Raw genomic sequence first — 22,930 nt, forward strand, 5'->3', positions numbered from 1 at the left:
CCCACACCCGAACCCGCCACATACAACTCCCCCACCACACCCACCGGCACCGGCCGCAACCAGCCATCCAACACAAACAGCGCCGCCCCCGGCACCGGCACCCCGATCGGCACCGGACCCATCCCTGCCACCAACGGGGCACTGATCGCCGCGTAGATCGTGGTCTCCGTCGGCCCGTAGGCGTCGATCATGACCCGGCCGGGAGCCCACTGATCCATTACCTCGGCAGGGCACGGCTCACCGTCGACGATCAACGCCGTCGACTCCAACCCCTGCCTCGACAATGCCCCCACGGCCGACGGGGTCTGACTCAACACGGAAACCTGCTCCGCGATCAGCAGCGCGTGCAGGTCTGCAGGGGAACCCGCGACCGTCTCGGGCACCACCACCAGGCGGCCCCCATGCAGCAACGCGCCCCAAATCTCCCAAGCGGAGATGTCGAACGCCAGGGAATGCCATTGCGACCACACCCCCGGGTGCGGCAGACCCTCCTGCCATGCCCCCATCAATCGCGACACATTGCGGTGGGTAATCGCCACGCCCTTGGGCACACCGGTAGTGCCTGAGGTGTACATGACGTACGCGATGTCATCGGGGGCCGGGCCGACCAGCATCGCCCGGTGGTCGGGCGCCGACCCGAGGTCATCTACATCGAGCACATCCGCCGCACACCCCTCGTAGCGGTCGATCAGTTCGGCGGTGGTCAGCACCGCAACCGGGCGGGCGTCGTCGAGCACGAACCGCGCCCGCGCTGCCGGTACCGCCGGGTCGATCGGCACGTAGGCCGCACCGGTTTTCAGTACCGCCAGAATCGCGACGATCGCGCGCGCCGAGCGGGGCAGTTGCAATGCCACGGATTGACCGGGGCCCGCGCCATACCCAGCAAGCAAGAGCCCCAAGCGGTTAGCGGCATCGTTCAATTCGCGGTACGACAGTGACGAACCTTCGAAGGTCAGCGCTGTTGCATCAGGTGTGCGCTGCACCTGCGCCTCGAACAACGCCGGGAGCGAAGCTCCAACCGGCGCAGGACCATTGAGCACGCCCCGATGGCCGAGCTCATCCAGCGCGGTTCGCTCGACGTCGTCCACAACGTCAATCGAGGACAGCCGCCGCTGCGGATCGTCGGTCATCGCGACCAATACCCGCTGCAGTCGCGTCGCCAGATCGGTGACGTCAAAATTCGAAAACGGTTGTCCGGCGCCGCTAGTGGTGAAATGCTGCTCGTCGCCGGCGCCGAGGAAGAACATGCCGAAGTGGCCTACCGGCCCGTAGGAGGTAAACCTCGCCGTACCCGGAACTCCGGCAAAATCCAGCGCGAGTCTGGCCGGAACGAAGTTGAGAACTACCCGGTTGGGCACCCGCCTCGGGCCGCCGAGAGCGTCGCGCTCCAGATGGTGCACCGGAAATCGCTGATGTTTCAGCGCTTCCCGTATGCGTCGGTCAACCTGCTGGCAAAAGTCGGCGACGGAGGACACCGGTGACGTCCGCAATACGAGTGGCACCGTCCCCGCCAACATCCCGGGAAGCAACTTCGTTTCTGCGTCCACGCGTCTGCTGACCGGGAAGTCGAGCACCACTTCCGATGTGTCACCGGCGAACCCACGCACCAACAATGCGCAGGCCGCCGCAAGGACCGACGAACGTCGCACGCCCAACGCTTTGGACAACCCCTTGATCGGACCGCCGAGTGCGGGGTCCAGTTGAACCGGCGCAGAAACACCGGACTGATCCCGATCCTGGGTCGATGGGTAGTCGAGTCCGCTTTCCGTGGGACGGTTCTGACGCCAATATTCCTGATCTATTAAATAGTCAGCGGATTTTTCGTATTGGGATTCGCTGGCCACCAGATCCTGTAACGAGCCGAAAAAGGCGGCAGAGACGGAAGTTCCCGACATAAGTGCGGTGTAGATATTTGCAATACGTCGCCCCATAAGGGCAATTCCGGTGCCGTCGATGACGATATGGTGGCAGCAGGTGTACCAGTAATACTCGGCGTCGCGGGTTCGGAATAACGCAAATCTCAATGGGAGTTCGGCCAACGACATCGGGCGACGTTCGATCGACGCCGCGATCGCACGTGCTTCCTCCAGTGGGGACGCCGATGACCTCAGGTCATGCAGTTCTAGGTCTATGACCGGGTCGTCGATCGCCTTCTGGAAGACCTGGCCATCCGCCTCGAAGAAGCTGGCCCGGACCGGTGCGGCCTCTTGAACCGCGGTTCGGATTGCTTGCCGGAGTAATTCAACATTGACGGGACCGTCAATTGTTACAAAGAGTCCTAGATGCCATTCGGCGCTCGATCCAGTCGCCATCTGCGAGAGCCAGATATCTAGCTGTCGCCCGGTCAGGGGCAAAGCCCCGACGCCCGCCACTTCCATCCATCCCCGAATTCAATCTGTTTGCTCTCCGCACACCATGCCCGCTTGGCGTCGCTTATGTAGGCGGTGAGCATATCGCGCACCAGCTGATCGCGTGGGCTGTCGGAAAATGTGGTTCCCAAATCTATGAATGCGCTGGTGGAGTGGGGTCCCACAAAGCCGGTGCGAGCCCACCGGAGTGCGGTTTCGGGTAGCGCGGACGCGTAGCGGTTCGACGGGGTTAGTTAGGCGGAGAAGGGCCGTCCGGTTGCTACGGCATCCGCGGGGGTCGACGACGGCAGTAGCAGGGTCCTTACCAATGGGCGCGATCCGACGGACCGCAGCATCGAACTGGCCGGTCGGGGACGCACGGGCTGTGGCCACCAGAACCAGCGTCCGAGCAGCGCGGCTACGGCCGGCGTCATGAACGAACGCACAACCAACGTGTCAAACAGCAGTCCCAGGCCGATGGTGGTACCGACCTGGCCGATGATCCGCAGATCGCTAAACACCAACGAGGCCATGGTGAATGCGAAAACCAGCCCCGCATTTGTCACGACCTTGCCGGTTCCGCCCATCGCGCGGATGATCCCAGTCTTTACCCCAGCACCCAATTCCTGCTTCATGCGCGATACCAAAAGCAAGTTGTAATCGGACCCCACAGCCAGGAGGACGATCACCGACATTGGCAGCACCATCCAGTGCAGCCTGATCCCCAGAATGTACTGCCAAATAAGAACCGAAAGCCCAAACGATGCGCCGAGTGACAGTGCGACGGTACCGACGATGACCAGCGCTGCCACGAAACTACGCGTGAGCACGAGCATGATGATGAAGATCAGACAGATCGCGCCGATGAAGGCGATGCGCAGGTCGTATTTCGAGGCGTCCCGGAAATCTTTGTACGTGGACGCCGTACCCGCGAGATAGATCCGGGCGTCCTTGAGGGGTGTCACCTTGAGAGCCTCCACGGCTGCGCCTCGGATCCGATCGATACGCGCCACGCCTTCAGGCGTCGTGGGGTCACCCTTGTGCGAAATTATGAACCGCGCCGCTTTCCCGTCCGGCGACAGGAAGGCATGCAGAGCCCGTTGGAAATCCGGATTCTGGAAGACTTCCGGCGGCAGATAAAAGGAATCGTCATTCTTTGCAGCGTCGAATGCCTGCCCCATTGCGGTGGCGTTCTCGGATGATTCGTCCATTTCGCTGAAGATCCCGGACATCGTGCTGTGCATTTTCAAGATCATCGCGCGCGCTTGTTCCGCCCCCGTGATGAGCCCTGGGAACGCCGCCACCAGTTGCGGCAACAGAACGTCGACTTCCTCGAGGTTGGTGACGACATCTTCGAGCTTGTCGCTGATCTGGTCGACACCGTCCACCAGATCGAACAATGACCTCAGCGAGAAGCATATTGGAATGTCATAGCAGTGTCGCTCCCAATAAAAATAGCTGCGGATTGGTCGCCATATATCTTCGAAGTCCGCGATATGACCCCGCAGCTCCTCCATCATTCCAGCCATCTCTTTGGTGTCCGTGACAGTGCTGTGCGTGACTGCAGCGACCCGCTGTTGCAAATCGTTCAGCTTTTTCATTATCGCAATCTGGTTGTCGAGGAGTTCAGCCTGCTTGAGTAGGCCATCGACAGCCTCTTTCATGGAGTTCATGCTCTGCACCATGGCTGCGGTTTGCATACTGATCAAGAATGGTATTGAAGTGTGTTCGATAGGTGTTCCCTCGGGCCTTGTTGCGCCTTGCACACGCGCAACTCCCGGAGTTCTGAATATCGCTTTGGCGAGCCGGTGCAGCACCAGAAAATCCGCCGGGTTGCGCATATCGTGGTCGGCTTCGACAAGCAGTATTTCCGGCATCATCCTCGACTGCGAGAAATGGCGGTCAGACGCCGCGTACCCCAGATTTGCCGGGATGCCGTCGGGTAGATAAAGCCGGTCGTCGTAGCTCGTTTTGTAGCCCGGGAGGGTCAGCAGACCGATCAGCGCGACCGCCAAGGTCGTTACCAGAATGGGCGCCGGCCAGCGCACAATCGCGGTGCCGACCCGCCGCCACCGACGAACCCCCAAGCGCCGCTTGGGGTCGCACAATCCGAAGGCGCTTCCCGCTGCCAGAATCGCGGGAATCAGCGTCACCGCGACAGCGACCGCGACGGCCATACCCACGGCGCACGGCACGCCGATGGTCTGGAAGATCGGCATCCGGGTAAAACTCAGGCACAACATCGCCCCGGCTATCGTCAATCCGGAGCCCAACACGACGGGAGCGACCCCGCGATAGGTCGTGTAATAGGCCGTCTCCGGATCCTCCCCAGCCTGGCGCGCCTCTTGATATCGACCGATAAAGAAAATCCCGTAATCGGTGCCGGCCGCCATCGCGAGGGCCACCAGCAGATTGATGGAAAATGTCGAGAGACCAACCAGACCATGGTGGCCTAGAAATGCCACTGCTCCCCTGGCAGCAAATACTTCGACGCCAACCGTCGCCAACACGATAATCACCGTGGCAACAGAACGGTAGACCACGAGCAGGACCGTGAAGATGATCAGGGCACCGATCATGGTCATCTTCAACATCGAGTTCTCGCCACTACGCTGCATATCGACAACGAGACCCGCCGGGCCGGTGACATAAACTTTGACTCCCGGCGGGTGCGGCGTCCTTTCTACAATTGCGCGGACCGCCGCCACAGATTCCTGTCCCAAGGTAGTTCCTTGGTTGCCGGCCAGGTTCAGTTGCACATAGGCGGCTTTGCCGTCGGCGCTTTGTGCTCCGGCCGCCGTAAATCGATCGCCCCACAAGTCCTGCACATGTTCGACGTGCCGGCGGTCGGCCCGCAATGCGCGAATCAAACTGGCGTAGTACGCATGTGCCTCGTCGCCCAGTTGCTCCTGTCCCTCGAGGACGATCATGGCGAAGCTGTCCGAATTGGATTCTGCGAAGTCCTTGCCTATTCGGGTCATGGCTTGCACCGACGGCGAGTCTTGCGGCGCCAATGGGACGGAATGCTCGCGGCCTACCTGCTCCAGTGGTGGAACCGCAAGCGTGACAACCAAAATCAGCGCGATCCAGGCCAGAATGATCACCGGAGAGAGCTTGCGGATCGACCGCGCTATGGAAGAAGTCGGGGGAGGTGCGGTTCCCATGCGGCCTCTACTCGGGTTGCCTCAGCAACAGCGCGCGCACCAATGGCCGCGGTCCCGTTGGCCGCAGCAGCGAACTTGCGGGCCGGGGACGCACTTGTTGTGGCCACCAGAACCAACGCCCCAACAATGCCGCGATCGACGGCGTCATGAACGCACGCACGATCAATGTGTCAAAGAGCAATCCGAGGCCGATTGTGGTGCCAATCTGGCCAATACTGAGTAGATTACTGACCACCATAGAACCCATGGTGAATGCGAACACCAACCCCGCGTTCGTCACCACTTTTCCGGTGCCGCCCATTGCCCGAATTATGCCCGTGTTAATGCCGGCACCAATTTCTTCTTTCATCCGGGAAACCAGCAGCAGATTGTAGTCAGATCCCACTGCTAAAAGGATGATGAGCGACATCACCAGCACGACCCAGTGTATTTGGATGCCGAGAATGTATTGCCACACCAGCACCGCAAGTCCGAAGGATGCGCCGAGTGACACCAGTACCGTGCCCACGATGATCAAGGCAGCGACCAGACTCCGCGTGATTATCAGCATTACCGCGAAAATCAGGCAGAGCGCCGCCAGTCCGGCGATCATCAGATCATATTTGGAGCCGGTGATGAGGTCTTTCGTTGACGCCGCGGTACCGGTGAGGTAGATCCGGGAGTTTTCCAGCGGCGTTCCCTTGAGCGACTCCTCGGCCGCGTTGGTTATCGCGTCCACCCGCGCAATGCCCTCTGGCGATGCGGGGTTGCCCATCTGGGTGATGAACATGCGGGCCGCCTTCCCGTCCGGCGACAGGAAGACGTCCATGACCCGCCTGAAGTCCTTGTTTTTGAAAACCTCCGCAGGCAGATAGAAAGAATCGTCGTCTTTGGCGGCGTCGAAAGCCTGTCCCATCGCGGTCGGATCGCCGCCATTGTCTTCCATCTCGCCGAGCGTCCCCGCCATGGTGGCGTGCATCGCCAGCATCATCTTGCGCATGCTCTGCAGCATCGCGATCATCGGCGGGAACTGGGTCACGAGTTGCGGCATGATCAAATCCAACTGATCGAGCTCGGCGACCATATCGCGCAGTTTCTCGGTGATCGCATCGACACCGTCGATTCCTTCGAATAGAGATCTCAGCGAGAAACAGACGGGAATGTCGTAGCAGTGCCTCTCCCAGTAAAAGTAGCTGCGGATCGGCCGCCAGAAGTCCTCGAAGTCCGCGAGGTGATCGCGCAACTCGTTGGTCAGCCCCTGCATTTCATGGGTCTCGACGACCATGCGATGAGTCGCGCCGACGAGCCGTTGCATCAGGTCCTGCATGCGTTGCATCAGCTCGATGGTCGCTGCCAGTTCATCGGCCTGCTTCAGCATGTCGTTCATTCGCTCTTGCTGGAATCCGAAGTTCTGTAGCATGGCAGCCTGCTGCATGCTCAGGATGAACGGGATCGAGGTGTGCGCGATCGGCGTTCCCTCGGGCCGGGTAACGGCCTGGACAGTGGCGATGCCCGGCACCGCCAACACGCCCTTCGCGAGCTTGTTCAACACCAGAAAGTCGGCGGAATTGCGTAGGTCATGATCGGATTCGATCAATAGGATCTCGGGCGCCATCATTGCCGACTGAGGAAAATGGCGCGCGGCGGCCGCATATCCCAAACTGGCCGGAATGTTGTCGGGGATGAACTTCTGCTCGACATAGCTGGGTTTGTAACCGCTCAACGTCAGCAGTCCGACGAGCGTGATGGCCACCGTCGCGGTGAGGATCGGCACCGGCCACCTGACGATCGCCGTGCCCACTCGTCGCCACCCTCGGACATGGATCCTTCGCTTGGGTTCGAACAGGCCAAAGCGGCTTCCGACCCGAATTACCGCGGGAACCAGCGTCAGCGCTACCGCGACCGCGACGAGTATGCCCACCGCGCACGGCGGGCCCATGGAACTCAGGATGGGCAACCTGGTGAAGGTCAGGCAGAACACCGCTCCTGCGATCGTCACACCGGACGCCAGGACAACCTTTGCGACCCCGCGATAGGCCGTGAAATAGGCGGTTTCACGGTCCTCGCCGGCCTGACGCGCTTCCAGGTACCGGCCGACAAAAAATATGCCGTAATCCGTTCCTGCCGCAATCCCGATGGAAACGAGCAGATTGACGCCGTAGGTGGTGAGGCCGATGAGCCCGTGGTGGCCGAGGAAGGCGACAACTCCCTGAGCCGCCATCAGCTCCAATCCCACCATGAGCAGTAACAGAATTACGGTGAATATCGAGCGGTATACGAAGAGCAACATCACCGAGATGACGGTCACGCTCACCAGCGTCATCATGAGTACCGTTTCGTCGCCGCTCTGGCCCATGTCCGCGGCTACCGCAGAAGGCCCAGTGACATACGCCTTGACGCCAGGCGGCGCGGGTGTGTGCTCGACGATTTGCCGAACGACTGCCACTGATTCGTTGCCCAAGGTTTGGCCCGGTTCGCCGGTGAGATCCACTTCGACGTAGGCGGCTTTGCCATCGCCGCTTTCCGCCGCGCCCGCAGTGAGTGGATCGCCCCAGAAGTTCTGAATGTGGGTGACGTGTTTCGGGTCTTCTGACAGTTGGCGAATCAGGTGGTCGTAGTAGCGGTGCGCCTCGTCGCCGAGTGGTTGCTGGCCCTCCAGCACGATCATCACCATGTTGGTGGAATCGGATTGATTGAAGTCTCTGCTGATCCGGTTTGCCGCTTTGTAGGACGGCGCATCCGTGGCGTTGAGCGCTACCGAATGTTCCTTCTCGACCTGTGCCAGTGGAGGAACCGTGACGTTCAAGATGACTACTAGCGCCAACCAGCCCAGAATGACCGGTACCGCCAGTCGATGAATAGTCCGCGCAACACTAGGCGGGTCGTTGCGCATTTGCTTCATGCGGCCTTCAGCATGCAATAAGTAAACGAACTCACTTCGTGCTGCGAGATCTTCTCCGCCTTGACTTCACCGTCGACCACGATGCGGCATCCGATCCAGTCACTGTCGCCCTGCGCAGCGACGTCACCAACGCTGGTCGACACCTTGATTTCGAACTCCAACGACCAAGGCAGCGCTACGCCCCTGACACGTTGCGGTGCACCATTTACGTCGAAGTAGCTGATCTGGGCGGACGTCCCGGGCGGACCGAAGACCTCATATCGCAGGCGCTTGGGGTTGAACGGTTTGGGCTCGTCTTGACGCGTGTCGGCGTACGAGGCGGGCTTTTCCGAGCCGAAGATCCCGTGCAGACGCGACACGGTGAATCCCCCGGCGACGAAGACGATCAGTATGACCAGCGGAATCCACAGCCGCTTCAGAACCTGGAAAACGGTGCGTCCGTGCTTCCGCCGGCCCTTTTCGGCCCTGCCTTGAAATCGTGGGGCGCGACGGTCGGTTCGTTTGCTGGCATCGCTTCCGGCGTCGGCGACGGGGGCAGGCGGGCCTTGCTCGGCGCCTCGAACGCTGCCTTCCACCACCGGATCACCCTAGCCCACATGTACCGCTGTGGTATCCGAATTCCAGCGCCTGATCAAGGTTCGGAATTGCCGTCTGCGACGACGCCGAACGCCCATGGAATCCGCCCGCGGCGGGGTTTGCTGGACGGGTTGACGTGCAACGCGCCGGCGGCGCCCGCCCCGTTACCGGCTGACCGCGCTGACGCTACCTACGGTCGCGTGATCCGATTTACGGCCGGTCACGAAAGTTATTGTTGGCCAACGGGTTACACGGGGACCGTTTTGCTCACCGTGCGTTTATCTGCGTACCCCCGCGGCTGGGAAAACGACCCGGCACCAGATAGGGAGTTGGGGCGCCACCGGGGCAGTCGAAATCGACCGTGGATTGCATTGGTCAGCAACTGATAACCAGCCGAAACCGACGGCGCGGCCTTCCTACCACGCTTTGACCCCTATCGAATTCGACGCAATTATTTCCCCACCGCTATGCCGAGCTGGATCGCGTGTAGCCGACGCCGTCTACAACCAAGACTCTTCGGGCCGGAGGAAGCCATGGATTTCGGAGCGTTACCGCCGGAGGTCAACTCCGGCAGAATCTACGCTGGGCCGGGCTCGGCGCCGCACCTGGCCGCGGCCGCCGCCTGGGATGGCATCGCCGCCGAATTGCATTCCGCAGCAGCGGTCTACAACTCCGCAATCGCGCAGCTCACCAGCATCAACTGGCACGGCCCCTCGGCGACGTCGATGGCGGAGGCGGCGGCGCCCTACATCGCGTGGCTCGGCCGCAGTGCCGCACAAGCGGAGCAGGCGGCGTCGCAATCCAGAGCGGCTGCGGCCGCCTTCGACGCCGTCTTCGCGGCCACCGTCCCGCCGCCGGAGATCGCCGCCAACCGGGCGTTGTTGGCGTCGCTCGTCGCGACCAACCTGCTGGGCCAGAACACGCCGGCGATAGCGGCTACCGAAGCGGACTACGCCGAGATGTGGGCCCAAGACGCCGCGGCGATGTACGCCTACGCCGGCGCATCGGCGGCCGCAACGCAACTGGACCCGTTCACCTCGCCTCCGGTTACCACCAACACGGGTGGAGCGGCCGCCGCCGACGCGCAAACGCTGCTGTCCCAGCTCATCTCGCAGATTCCCAACGCGGTGCAAAGCCTCGCATCGACCGCCGGGCCGGCGACCGCGGCGGCCACGACGCCGCTGGCAGAGGTCACTGCGATCGTCAAGACGTTCAACGCCGTGTTGAACAACCTGATCGCCGGGCCGTATACACCGCTCGGTTGGGCGGGCTTGGTCAAGAACTGGTGGCAGGTCAGCATCAGCATCCCGGCCCTCGGCACCGGCATCCAGGGCATCGGCCCGCTCCTTCATCCCAAGCCTCTCACCGGCGCCCTGGCACCACTGCTGCGCAGCGAGCTACTGACCGGCGGCGCGTCCGCGCTGCAGGCGGCCGGGTCGGTGGCCGCCGGGTTGGGACGCGCGAGCTCGATCGGGTCGCTGTCGGTGCCGGCGAACTGGGCCTCGGCCGTGCCGGCCGTCAGGACGATCGCGTCGCAGCTGCCGGAGACCATCATCGACGCCGGTCCCGCGATGGCGGCCAACGCCCCGCAAGGCGTGTTCGGGCAGACGGCCCTGTCGAGTCTGGCCGGGCGGGCCGTCGGCAGCAGCACCACCCGTGCCGTCCTCGGATCTACCGTCCGAATACCCGGTGCCGTGGCCGTCGACGACATCGCCACCAGTTCCACCGTCATCGTGATACCGCCTGACGCGAAATAAGGACAGGGCCAATGGTTTTCGTTGATTTCGCGGTACTGCCGCCCGAGGTGATCTCCACCCAGATCTACGCCGGGCCGGGCGCAGAACCGATGCTGGCCGCCGGAGCGGCCTGGCAGCGCCTGGCCAGCGAGCTGCATTCGACCGCATTCGACTACGGACTCGTGATCTCGGAGTTGGTCGAGTCGTGGGTGGGCCCGTCATCGGCGTCCATGGCGGCCGCCGCCGCGCCCTATGTCGCCTGGTTGTCGGCCACCGCGGCCCAGGCCGAGCACACCGCCGCCCAGGCCACGGCCGCGGCCGACGCCTACCAGGCCGCGTTCGCCGCCGTCGCGCCACCCGCAGAGGTCGTGGCCAACCGAGTCCAGCTGCAATCGCTGGTCACGACCAACCTCTTCGGGCAGAACGGCGCCGCGATCGCTGCCACCGAAGGCGAGTACGCGCAGATGTGGGCCCAAGACGTCGCGGCGATGTTCGCCTACGCCAGTGCGTCCGCTGCCGCAGGTGACCTGACCCCGTTCACCCCGCCGCCGCCCACCACCAATGGCACCGCGGCAGCGGCCCAATCCACCGCGGCGGCCAGTTCGGTGCTGTCGTGGATCCATCAGATAGAGGACCTCCTCAACACCTTCGCCAGCGACTACGCGAAGTTCTGGGAGCAAGTGATCGCGGCGGTCACCGGCAACAGCGAGATCGCGCCGCTGTGGGAGGCGCTCTATTCGAGCATTTCCGGCATCGGCAGCCAGGGCACCTGGACCAACGTCGTCAACAGCACCACCGGCATGGGCATTTCGCAATGGAAGAACTTCTTCATCTACGCGCCGTGGGCGAAGGAGATCCCGAAGTCGGCGCTGAGCGGCGGTCTGTCGTCCGGGCGGGCGGCCGCCGCCTTGGTCAAGCCCGCATCGGCGATTGTTGGCGCCGCGCCCACCGTCGGGGGGTTGTCGGTGCCGCCGAGTTGGGCAAGCGCCACCCCCGCGATCAGGCTGGCGTCCAACGGGATTACCAGCGTGGCGGCCGCGCCGACGGCGACGGGTCTGCCCGCCGGTCTGCTCGACGAGGCGAACCTGGGCAGCTTCATGGGCGGGGCCCTCGGCAGCCCGGCGGCCCGCGTCATCAACAATCCGACCGGCAAGCAGGCCGCCCGTACGACGGCCACCGAGCGGCGCATCGAACCGGTCAAGCTCGATCGAATCATTGCGCAGCTGCAGGAACAGCCCGACAAGGTCCAGCATTGGAGCGTCGATGAAGCCGGCCTTGACGATTTGGTGGCGAAGCTGAGAACAACTCCCGGCGTGCACGCCGTTCATGTGCTGGATAGCGAGGAAGCCGCGCCCGTTGCACCGCCGGAATTACAGTCCAAGTAGCACCAGGAGACTTTCATGAAACTGCTGCCGGCGCTGCTCGCCGTGGCGTTCGGGATAGTCGTCGCGGCACCCGCCCACGCCGAGCCCGGCGCCGACGAGCCACCCACCGACGAGCACAACGAAGAGTTCCTCGCCGACCTCACCCAAATCGGGATCAGCTTCCAGGATCCGAACCAAGCCATCAGCGCCGGTAAAGCGGTGTGCGGCTTCATTTCTCGCGGCGTATCGGGACTTCAGCTGCTCAACGACATCCGGGACAACAACCCGGGGCTAACCCCCGCCGACACCGCCCGGTTCGCGACCATATCCGCGAAGCACTACTGTCCGCGGGCCATCGAGCCCACCGAATAATTCCCCGCGAGCAGACGCAAAGTTGTACGGAAACAAGGGTTTTCGTACAACTTTGCGTCTGCTCGGCGGGAGAACTCGGCGGGAGAACTCGGCGGGAGAAATTAGATCGGGATCAGGCCGTGCTTGCGACCCACCCGCCACCACAGCTGCTTGTCCCGCAGCAGGTGCAAAGACCTACGCAGCAGCAGCCGCGTCTGGTGCGGTTCGATCACGGCGTCGATGAACCCGCGCTCGGCGGCGGTCCACGGAATCGCCATGTTGAGGTTGTAGCCCTCGATGAAGTCCTTCTTGATCTGCTGCGCCTCGGGCGTCGTCGGGTCCGGGAACCGCTTCATCAACAACTGCGCCGCGCCCTCGGCCCCGATCACCGCGATCCGGGCGGTCGGCCAGGCGAAGTTGAAGTCGGCGGTCAGCTGCTTGGAGCCCATCACCGCGTAGGCGCCGCCATAGGACTTGCGGATCGTGATCGTCACCTTCGGCACGTCGGCCTCGACCACCGCGTACAGGAACCGCCCGCCGCGCTTGATGATGCCGTTCTTCTCCTGCTCGGCACCCGGCAGGAAGCCGGGCGTGTCCACCACGAACACCAGCGGGATGTTGAACGCGTCGCAGAACCGGATGAAGCGCGCCGCCTTGTCCGAGGCCTCGTTGTCGATCGACCCGGCGAGGTACATGGGCTGGTTGGCGATGACGCCGACGGGACGCCCGTCCACCCGGGCGTAGCCGGTGATGATGGCCGGGCCCTGCTGCGCGGCGACCTCGAGGAAGTCGCCGTCGTCGAAGATCCGCAGCAGGATCTCGTGCATGTCGTAGCCCGCGTTGTCCGAGTCGGGCACGATCGAGTCGAGTTCGAGGTCCGTCGGCGTGATCTCCGGTTCCAGCCCGGGGTTGATGATCGGCGGGTTGTCGAAGCAGTTGGACGGCAGGAACGACAAGAAGTCCCGCACGTACTGGAAGGCCTCGGCCTCGGAGTCGACGACCTGATGGATATTGCCGTAGCGGGCCTGGGCGTCGGAGCCACCGAGTTCGTCGAGGGTGACGTCCTCACCGGTCACTTCGCGGATCACGTCAGGCCCGGTGACGAAGAAGTAACCCTGGTCGCGCACCGAGACCAGCAGGTCGTCCTGGATCGGCGAATACACCGCTCCCCCAGCGCACTTGCCGAAGATCAGCGAGATCTGCGGCACCTGCCCGGACAGAATCTCGTGCCGGCGGCCCAGCTCGGCGTACCACGCCAACGAGGTCACTGCATCCTGGATGCGGGCCCCGCCAGAGTCCTGGATGCCGATGATCGGGCAGTTGACCATCGCGCACCACTCCATCAGGCGCGCGACCTTGCGGCCGAACATCTCGCCCACCGTGCCCTGGAACACGGTCTGGTCGTGCGAGAACACCCCGACCGGGCGGCCGTCGATCAGCGCGTGCCCGGTGACGACGCCGTCGCCGTACAGTGCGTTGGGGTCACCCGGGGTCTTGCACAGCGCACCGATCTCGAAGAAGGTGCCGGGGTCGACCAACGCGTGCACGCGGGCACGGGCGCTCGGGATGCCCTTCTTGTCCCGTTTGGCCGCGGCCTTCTCGCCGCCGGGCTCTTTGGCCAATTCCAGGCGCTCACGCAGCTCGGCCAGTTTCTCCGCGGTCGTGTGAACTACCGGAGTTGCTTCCGTACCCGTCACTGCGTGCCTACCTAACTCGTCCGGCTCTGGATCTCTTTCAAAGCACGGCTCATGTGTTCGCCAACCTTGGCGATGATCGGCTCGTCGATGGCCTGGATGTGCTCGCCACCGATCGGCACGACCTCGAGGTCGGAAACGTACTCGCCCCAGCCCCCATCCGGCTTGCGGACGGCGTACCGCGGCTCGAACATGATCGCGTCGTCATGGTAGCGATCGGCCATGTAGAGCGTTACATGCCCATCGAAAGGCTGTATCTGCGCGGTGTCGATCGCCCGGTTGTCCAGGTACGACGTGCGCTGGTGCTCGATGATCCCGGCCGGGATCTGCACCCCGCTCTCCTTGACCGCGTCCAGCACGAACCGGACCTGACCCTCGTCGTCGAGCTGTTCCAGGTGCTCGTACGGGATCGCCGGAATGGTCACGTTGAACGTCTTCTCGGCGAACTTGGCGTAGCGATCCCAACGCTTGCGGATCTCTTCCTTGGTCTGCGGGATCTCCTCGCCCGCGCGCACCGCGTCGATCAGGCCCACGAACCGGACGTCCTTGCCCAGTCGCTTCAGGCCGATCGCGCACGCGTAGGCCAGCACTCCGCCCAGTGACCAGCCGACCAGGATGTAAGGCCCGTCGCCCTGCATCTCGATCAACTTGGGGACGTAGATCTCGGCGCGCTCTTCGATCGTGCCCTCGACCCGCTCGAAGCCGTACATCGGAGTGTCCGGTGGCAACCGGTTGAGCAGCGGCTCGTACACCACCGTCGAACCACCGGCCGGATGGAAGACGAACACCGGCGGGGTCGGGTCACCCTCGCGGCGCGGGCGCAGGGTGCGGACGAACCCGTCCAATACCCCGGCCTCGAGGTAGCCGCGCACCTTGTCGGCGAGCTCCTCGATGTTGGCCGACGACACCACGTCCTCGACCGTGATCGGGCCTTCGGCACGCTCGGACAGCCGCTCGGCCATCTTCTTGGCGGACGCCTCGTCCAGCTTGGGCAGCGGGTTGAAGATGCCGCCCGGGGACTTGCCGGTGACGATCGCCCAGGTGGCGAAGGTGACCCGTTCGGCCTGGTCACGGGGTGGCACGTCGGAGTTCAGTGCCTTGGCGACGGCTTCCTGGCTGAGCGCCGCTGCGGCGCCCTTCAGGTCGACCGCCTGCCCGTTCCCGGCCGCTGCGGTCCCGTTCGTACCGGCCCCCGCCGGTCCCGACGGATCCGTCGGCGGCGGCGGGATCGGCGCGTCGGAGGCTTCCGGAGCAGCTTCGGAAGCAGCCTCGGGAGCGGCAGCAGGCTCCGGCCGGGTCTGCGGCTCGGCCTGCGGATCCGGCGCAGGCGCCAGCACGGTGCTCGGCGTCGCTCCACTGAGCAACTCGGCCTGCGCCTTGGCGATCTCCTCGGCCGTCTGCGTCTTCTGGTACTCGTGCAGCTGCTGGACCTCGTCGCGGTGCTCGATCGCGTACTCGATCAGCTTCTCGACGGCGTAGAGGTTCGCGTCCCGCACCGCCGTCAACTGGATCGGCGGCAGGTCGAAGTCGTACTCGACCCGGTTCTTGATGCGCACCGCCATCAGCGAGTCCAGACCGAGCTCGATCAGCGGCACCTCCCACGGCAGGTCCTCGGGCTCGTAGCCCATGGCCGCGCCCACGATCGTGCCCAACCGCTCGGCGATCGTCTCCCCGGACTCCGGCGACCACTTGGTGAAGCCGGCCGGCATGTAGCGCGTGGTCAGGCTGTCGCTCAGGGTTTCGGCGTCGTCGTCCTCGGTGCCGGCCCCGATGGCCGCAACGTCACCAGCAGGCTCCGCCGCCGACACCGCAACCGCGGTACCCGCGCCGACCGCCGCCGGCAGCACCGACTCAACGCCGCCGCGGCTCACCAGCGCGTCGTACACCAGCGTGAACGACTCGTCGATGCGGGCGTGCACCTGGACGGACGCGCCACCGGGGTGCCGCGTCAACGTCGTCACCAACCGGGCGCCCAGGCCGGGCACGGCGCGCTGCTCGGCCGCCGTGATGACGGCGTCCGGAAGCACCGTCGTCGCGGCGGATCTCACCAACGCGGCCAGGTCGGTCTTCTCCCGGGGCGCGTACTCCCACACGTGCCGGCCGTCCGGCAGCGCGACGTGGTTGCCCGGCATCAGCACCGCGGTGTCGCCGGTGAAGTGCACGTCGAGCCAGTGCTCCTTGCGCTTGAACCGGGTCGGCGGGATGTTCGCGTAGTCCTCCGGCCCCTTGGCGCGGGTGAACAGCGTGCGGATGTCCAGGTCGTGGCCGTACACGTAGAGCTGGGCCATCGCCGTGATCATCGACTCGACCTCGTCCTGCTTACGCGCCAGCGTCGCGATCAGCTGGGCGTCATGCAGGCCGGCGGCGGCGGTGGTCAGGCCGATCTGCATCAGCGCGACCGGGTTGGGGGCCAGTTCGAGGAACGTGGTGAACCCGCTGTCCACGGCGTTACGGATGCCGTGGGTGAAGTACACGGAGTGTCGCATCCCCTTGATCCAGTACGCGACGTCGTGGATGGGCTCCGAGCCTGGCTTGATGTAGGTGCCCTCATGGACGGTCGAGAAGATCCCGACGGTCGGGCTCATCGGCTTGATGCCCTGCAGTTCGGCGGAGAACTCACCGAGCAGCGGGTCCATCTGCGAGGTGTGGCCGGCGCCCTTGGTCTGCAGCTTGCGGGCGAACTTGCCCTCGGATTCCGCGCGGGCGATGATCGCGTCGATCTGCTCCGGCGGGCCGCCGATGACGGTCTGGCTCGGCGCGGCGTAGACACACACCTCGAGGTCGGGGTAGTCGGAGAACACCGTCTTGAGCTCGTCGGCGGAGTACTCGACGATCGCCATGAACCGGATGTACTCGCCGAACAGCATCGCCTCGCCCTCGCCCATCAGGTGCGAGCGCGAGCAGATGACCCGGGTGGCGTCCTCCAGCGACAGGCCCCCGGCGAAGTAGGCCGACGCCGGCTCACCCAGGGACTGACCGACCACCGCCGCCGGCTTGGCGCCGTGGTGCTTGAGCAGCTCACCCAGCGCGATCTGGATCGCGAAGATGGTGACGTTGCTGGTCTCGATGCCGTACTCGTGGGAGTCGTCCAGGATCAACTCGAGCACCGAGTAGCCGCGCTCATCCTGGATCAGCGAGTCGACCTTCTCGATCCACTCGGCGAAGACCTCGTTGCGCAGATACAGGCTCTTGGCCATCTTCCGGTGTTGCGCACCGAATCCGGCCATGGCCCAGACCGGGCCGTTGGTCACCGGCCCGTCCACGCTGAACACGTTCGGCCGCTGCTTGCCCTCGGCGACCGCGCGCAGGCCCTTGATTGCCTCCTCGTGGTCGTGGGCCAGCACCACCGCACGGGAACGCCCGTGGTTGCGGCGTGACAGCGACCGCCCGATCGACTCCAGCGACGACGCCTGTCCCTCGGGGCTTTCCATCCAGTCCGCAAGTTCGGCGGCGGCCGCCTTCTTGCGGGAGGTCAGGAACGCCGACACCACCAGCGGAATCAGCGGCGGCGAAGGCTCTTGCGCCGCAAGCTCTTCCAGCGCCAAGGCCTTGAGCCGCAGCGCCTCTTCGGTCACGCCGGGCAGTTCGTATTCCTCGTCCGCGCCGCCGGCTCCGACCCTCTCGTCGGTGATGATCTCGCCGTACTCGTCGAACCGCAGCGCATGTCCTTCGCCCTCGGCGATGTCGCCGCCGGCGGAAGTAACCGCTGGTTGAGCAGGCGTGGCTTCCGGCTCCGGCTCACGCTCGATGACGTCACGCGGCAAGACCTCGCGCAAAACTATGTGCGCGTTGGCGCCGCCGAAGCCGAAGCTGGACACCCCGGCCAGGGCGTAGCCGCCGTAGCGCGGCCAGTCGGCGACGTGGTCGAGCACCTTCAGGCGCATCGCGTCGAAGTCGATGTACGGGCTGGGGGCGGTGAAGTTGATCGACGGCGGCAGCTTGCCGTGGTGCAGCGCGAGCGCCACCTTGGCGATGCTGGCCACACCGGCCGCGGACTCGAGGTGTCCGATGTTGGTCTTGATCGCGCCCAGCAACGCCGGCCGGTCGGCGGGCCGGTTGCGGCCGACGACCCGCCCCAGTGCCTCGGCCTCGATCGGGTCACCCAGGATGGTGCCGGTGCCGTGCGCCTCGATGTAGTCGACGTTGCGCGGGTCGATGCCGGCGTCCTTGTAGGCGCGACGCAGCACCTCGGCCTGGGCGTCCTGGTTGGGCGCGATCAGGCCGTTGGACCGGCCGTCGTGGTTGACGGCGCTGCCGGCGATGACGGCCAGGATCTGGTCGCCGTCGCGGCGGGCGTCGTCGACCCGCTTGAGCACGACCATGCCGCCGCCCTCGGACCGGGTGTAGCCGTCGGCGTCGGCCGAAAACGACTTGATCCGGCCGTCGGGCGCCAGCACCGCGCCGATCTCGTCGAAACCGAGCGTGACGGCGGGCGTGATCAGCGCGTTGACGCCGCCGGCCAGTACCACGTCGGCTTCGCCGTTGCGCAGCGCCTGGACGCCCTGGTGGATCGCCACCAGCGAGCTTGAGCATGCGGTGTCGACCATCACCGACGGTCCGCGGAAGTCGTAGAAGTACGACACCCGGTTGGGGATGATCGCACCGGAGTTACCGGTGATCGCGTACGGGTGGGCGACGGTCGGGTCCGAGATGGCCAGGAAGCCGTAGTCGTTGTTGGTGACCCCGATGAAAACGCCGACCGCCTCGCCACGCAGGCTCGACGCCGGGATGCGGGCGTGCTCGAGCGCCTCCCAGGTCAGCTCCAGCGCCATCCGCTGCTGCGGGTCGATGTTGTCGGCCTCGGTCTTGGCGACCGCGAAGAACTCCGAGTCGAAGCCCTTGATGTCCTTGAGGTAGCCACCGCGGGTGCGCGCCTTGCCGATGCGCTCGGCCAGTCGCGGCTCTTCGAGGAATTCCGCCCAGCGCCCCTCGGGCAGGTCGGTGATGGCGTCGCGGCCTTCCAGCAGCGCCTGCCAGGTTTCGTCGGGGCTGTTCATGTCCCCGGGCAGGCGGGTGGACAAGCCGACGATCGCGATGTCGACGCGCTCGGCCGGCCCGCTGCGGGACCAGTCGATGGCGTCGGCTTCGTCTTCGGTCTGCTCTGGTTCGCCCTCGATGATCCGGGTGGCCAACGATTCGATGGTCGGGTGCTGGAATGCCACCGCGACCGACAGAGTGACACCGGTCAGGTCTTCGATGTCGGCGGCCATCGCCACCGCGTCGCGGGACGACAAGCCCAGTTCCACCATCGGCACCGACTCGTCGATGTCGTCGGGGGACCTGCCGACCGCCTTGCCCACCCATTCACGCAGCCACTGGCGCATCTCGGGGACCGTCATGTCGGGTCCCTTGGCAGGCTGTCCGGCGGGCGCGTTTTCCTGGGGTTGGTTCTCTGTGTCAGCCATAACTACCTGTTCAGTCCGATTCGTTGGCAAACGCCTGCGGCGAATGAAGGCCGCGGCGCAGGCTGCCGTCGAGGTAGGCCGCCCGGCAGGCGCGGCGGCCGATCTTCCCGCTGGAGGTACGCGGGATCGAGCCGGCCTGCACCAGCAGCACGTCGCGCACGGTCACCCCGTGCCCAACGGCGATTGCGGCCCGGATGTCGTCGGCAATGGGCTGGTAGTCGAGCTTGTGCGTCCCGGCGGCCCGTTCCCCGACGATGACCAGCTGTTCGGAGGTGTCTTCGGGGTCGAAGGTCAGCCCGGCGTGCGGGTCGTCGAACACCTTCTGCGGCAACTCGTTGGCCGGCACCGAGAACGCGGCCACGTACCCGACGCGCAGCGCCTTGGTCGCTTCCTGCGCCGTGTATTCGAGGTCCTGCGGGTAGTGGTTCCGGCCGTCGATGATGACGAGGTCCTTGATGCGGCCCGCAATGTAGAGGTGCCCGTCGTGGTACGTGCCGTAGTCGCCGGTGCGGACCCACAGCCCGTCGTCGGGAACGCCTTCCGCGTGCGAGTTGGGCACCCGCGACTTGAGGATGTTCCGGAACGTCTGGACGCTCTCCTCTTCCTTGCCCCAGTAGGCGTTGCCCAGGTTGTTGCCGTGCAGCCAGATCTCGCCGATCTGCCCGTCGGGCAGCTCGCTGGCCGTGTCGACGTCGACGATGACGGCCCACTCGTCCACGCCGACCTTGCCGGCGGAGACCTGTGCGACCGCGTTCGGCGCGTCCTTCGCAACCTCGACGAACCGCTGCTTGTTCAGCTCGTCGCGGTCCACGTAGATGACCCGCGGCGGCTGATCCATCGGGGTGGTCGAGACGAAGAGCGTGGCCTCGGCCAGACCATAGGACGGCTTGACCGCGGTCTCCTTCAGCCCATAGGGCTTGAAGGCGTCGTAGAACTTGCGCATCGACGCCGGGTTCACCGGCTCGCTGCCGTTGAGGATGCCCTTGACGTTGCTCAAGTCCAGTGGCGGCTCGTCCTCGCGGGGCACGCCGCGCACCGCGGCGTGTTCGAACGCGAAGTTCGGCGCGGCCGAGTACACCCCGCCCGTGTCCTCGGGCTTGCGGGCGAGCTCACGGATCCAGCGACCGGGCCGGCGCACGAACGCGGCCGGAGTCATGAAGGTGAAGCTCTGCCCGAGCACCGGGGCCACCAGCGCCGTGATCAGGCCCATGTCGTGGAAGAACGGCAGCCAGCTCACGCCGCGGTCGCCTTCGGCGCCCTCCAGCGAGTTCAGCACCTGCACCACGTTGGTGGGCAGGTTGAGGTGGCTGATCTGCACGCCGGACGGGGTGCGGGTGGAGCCGGAGGTGTACTGCAGATAAGCGATGGTGTCCTCGCCCGCCTCGGGTTCCACCCAGGTCGAGGCGACCTCGTTCGGGACGGCGTCGACGGCGATGACACGCGGCCGTTCCTTGGCCGAGCGGGAGCGGATGAACTTGCGGACGCCCTCGGCCGACTCCGAGGTGGTCAGGATGGTCGACGGGGTGCAGTCGTCGAGCACGGCGTGCAGCCGGCCGACGTGACCGGGCTCGGCCGGGTCGAACAGCGGGACCGCGATCCGGCCGGAGTACAGCGCCCCGAAGAAGGAGATCAGGTAGTCGAGGTTCTGCGGGCACAGGATGGCGATGCGGTCACCGGGCTGGGTGACCTGCTGCAGACGGGCTCCCACGGCGCGGTTGCGGGCGCTGAACTCCGACCACATGATGTCGCGGGGGATGCCGTCGCGTTCGGTGGAGTAGTCGAGGAACCGGTAGGCCAGCTTGTCGCCGCGCACCTTGGCCCACCGCTCGACGTGGCGAACCAGATTGGTGCCCTTAGGGAAGCGAATCTTCCCCTTCATGATGAACGGGTTGTGGTAGGTCGGTTTGTCGGTCGCCATGCCACCCTCTCCTGTCGCAAACTCTCTAGGTCGGCCTCGGGCCGATTTTTAGGTCGGTCTCTCGAGCCGACGGGCAAATCTGGGCGCCGGCAACGCCGGCAGTCGCCTCTGCACGCAAGCCGGTCCGGACTGGCGCGCGCTTCCCGTGGGCGCCTGTCCTAACCGGCTTCGACCCAACTGGGTCAAACACATGCTCTTAAATTTCTCTTAATGTTAAGGGGCAGTGCTCAGCAGACCAAATCACAAGGTACCGCCGAGTAGCCTCGCTACCGCCGCAACTAGGGCTGTGTCCCGCGCCCGATCAGCCGTGTTTGGGATGCGGTGCCTTTTCGATCACACCGCGGGCCCAGTTCAATATCCATACGGTCGCGGGCTGGCCGTCCGAATTCCAGAAGTCGGGCGTGCCGTACAGGGCGTGGACGGGCTGACCCGCGCCGCCGGCCAACGTATTCATCGTGCTCGGCAGCCTCGCGGGGCTGAACGCCTCCTTGGGTGCCGCGCAGATCAGGTCGCCCTCGGCGCAGATCTCGTTGGTCCGGTCGTTCAGCGCGCCGAAGCCGCCCGGTCGCGGCCCGGTCATGGTCAGGCCGAGCCCGGACAGCACCGGCACTTCGTGCAGGGTGATCTCGGCGCCCTCGCCCGGCGGGCTCGGCGGGATCATGTTGCCCACGCCCTGCTCGCGGCGCCCGTCGGCGAGCAACGTCACACCCAGCACCAGGTCCTCGTCCACCGGGCCGCGCCCGTTGCCGATGTCACTGGCCACGTCGCCGGCGATCACCGCGCCCTGCGAGAAACCGACGATCACATAGCTGGTCAGCGGGCACTTGGTGTTCATGTCCGTGATCGCCTGGACGGTCGCGCGGGTGCCCTCGGCGCGGCTGTCGTTGTAGCTCATCTGGTTGTCGTTGGCCATCGGGTTACGGAACTGGGCCGGATAGGGCACCGTGTACACCTGCACCCGAGAGCCGGGGAACTGCTGGGAGATCGGCCCCGTCACGCTCAGCAGCAGGGCGTTCGGGTTGAACGTCGGGTTGAACGGGTTGTCCTGCGACGACGACTCCCAGGTACCGGGAATCGAGATCAACTGCACGTCGGGGCAGGACGCATCCTGGTAGGCCGGCCGAGGCTTCTTCGGCTGCGATGACGTGGGCGGACCCGACGGCAGGACGCCGGGCGGCACCGCACTGGGCGGTGCTTCACGGTGGCGCAGAATGACGACCGCGGCCACCATGACCAGCGCAACGAGCAGCGCCACCGAGGCGGCGGCCGCCCAGGCGAGCATCTTGTTGCGTTTACGCCGAGAAGTCTTGGCCATGTTCTCCTGCTAACAGAGTCGGAAAGGTGCCAGCGTGGCCGCGCCGCCCTCTGCTTGCACTCAGTTACACGGTACCGGCTCGGTTTAGACCGGCCTGGGGCCCGACCGGGACGCAGCTCCGGGCCGTTACGGCAAGCCGTTCAGCCCGTCCTGGCCCAGCAGCTGCCCGCCGGTGCCG

11 protein-coding genes are annotated in these 22,930 nt (G+C 65.1%); 3 read left to right on the forward strand and 8 right to left on the reverse strand.

Annotated features, from left to right (window positions below; translation table 11 throughout):
• The 4 genes from BST27_RS25740 to BST27_RS25755 form a co-directional block, all read right to left on the reverse strand.
• A partial coding sequence (locus BST27_RS25740) for a non-ribosomal peptide synthetase (protein WP_139805369.1) occupies positions 1 to 2,378 on the reverse strand: 2,378 nt, incomplete at its 3' end.
• Between the two features lie 224 nt (positions 2,379 to 2,602).
• A complete protein-coding gene (locus BST27_RS25745; RefSeq protein WP_069422189.1) occupies positions 2,603 to 5,512 on the reverse strand; it encodes an MMPL/RND family transporter in 2,910 nt (969 codons plus the stop codon).
• A gap of 7 nt (positions 5,513 to 5,519) precedes the next feature.
• Positions 5,520 to 8,393, reverse strand: coding sequence for an MMPL/RND family transporter (locus BST27_RS25750; RefSeq protein WP_069422190.1), 2,874 nt, complete (start codon positions 8,391 to 8,393; stop codon positions 5,520 to 5,522).
• The gene (locus BST27_RS25755) at positions 8,390 to 8,812 is read right to left on the reverse strand and encodes an MmpS family transport accessory protein (protein ID WP_069422199.1); all 423 of its coding nucleotides are present in this window, start codon (positions 8,810 to 8,812) and stop codon (positions 8,390 to 8,392) included. The genes BST27_RS25750 and BST27_RS25755 overlap by 4 nt, the downstream gene beginning before the upstream one ends.
• 690 nt (positions 8,813 to 9,502) lie before the next feature.
• On the opposite strand from BST27_RS25755, the gene BST27_RS25760 reads away from it, so the two are divergent.
• From BST27_RS25760 to BST27_RS25770, 3 genes are read left to right on the forward strand one after another with little or no spacing between them, the layout of a single operon-like run.
• Positions 9,503 to 10,726: a PPE family protein gene (locus BST27_RS25760; protein WP_069422191.1), complete on the forward strand. Its 1,224-nt coding sequence runs from the start codon at positions 9,503 to 9,505 to the stop codon at positions 10,724 to 10,726.
• Between the two features lie 11 nt (positions 10,727 to 10,737).
• Positions 10,738 to 12,090 (forward strand): PPE family protein, encoded by a 1,353-nt coding sequence (locus BST27_RS25765; RefSeq protein WP_069422192.1) that lies wholly within the window; start codon positions 10,738 to 10,740, stop codon positions 12,088 to 12,090.
• Positions 12,091 to 12,105: 15 nt separating this feature from the next.
• Positions 12,106 to 12,441, forward strand: a complete 336-nt coding sequence (locus BST27_RS25770; RefSeq protein WP_069422193.1) for a DUF732 domain-containing protein — start codon at positions 12,106 to 12,108, stop codon at positions 12,439 to 12,441.
• Positions 12,442 to 12,542: 101 nt separating this feature from the next.
• On the opposite strand, the gene BST27_RS25775 is transcribed toward BST27_RS25770, so the two are convergent.
• From BST27_RS25775 to culp6, 4 genes are all read right to left on the reverse strand, one after another.
• On the reverse strand, positions 12,543 to 14,117 hold the full coding sequence (locus tag BST27_RS25775) for an acyl-CoA carboxylase subunit beta (RefSeq protein WP_069422194.1): 1,575 nt from the start codon (positions 14,115 to 14,117) through the stop codon (positions 12,543 to 12,545).
• An 11-nt stretch (positions 14,118 to 14,128) separates the two neighbouring features.
• Positions 14,129 to 19,519, reverse strand: a complete 5,391-nt coding sequence (pks13, locus tag BST27_RS25780; protein WP_069422195.1) for a polyketide synthase Pks13 — start codon at positions 19,517 to 19,519, stop codon at positions 14,129 to 14,131.
• A 10-nt stretch (positions 19,520 to 19,529) separates the two neighbouring features.
• A complete protein-coding gene (gene fadD32 / locus BST27_RS25785) occupies positions 19,530 to 21,437 on the reverse strand; it encodes a long-chain-fatty-acid--AMP ligase FadD32 (RefSeq protein WP_069422196.1) in 1,908 nt (635 codons plus the stop codon).
• 301 nt (positions 21,438 to 21,738) lie between these two features.
• Entirely contained in the window at positions 21,739 to 22,752 is a 1,014-nt protein-coding gene (gene culp6 / locus BST27_RS25790) for a carboxylesterase Culp6 (protein WP_069422197.1), read from the reverse strand.
• Between the last annotated feature and the right edge of the window lie 178 nt (positions 22,753 to 22,930).

The organism is Mycobacterium intermedium (assembly GCF_002086275.1).
In the GTDB taxonomy this organism is placed as follows: domain Bacteria; phylum Actinomycetota; class Actinomycetes; order Mycobacteriales; family Mycobacteriaceae; genus Mycobacterium; species Mycobacterium intermedium.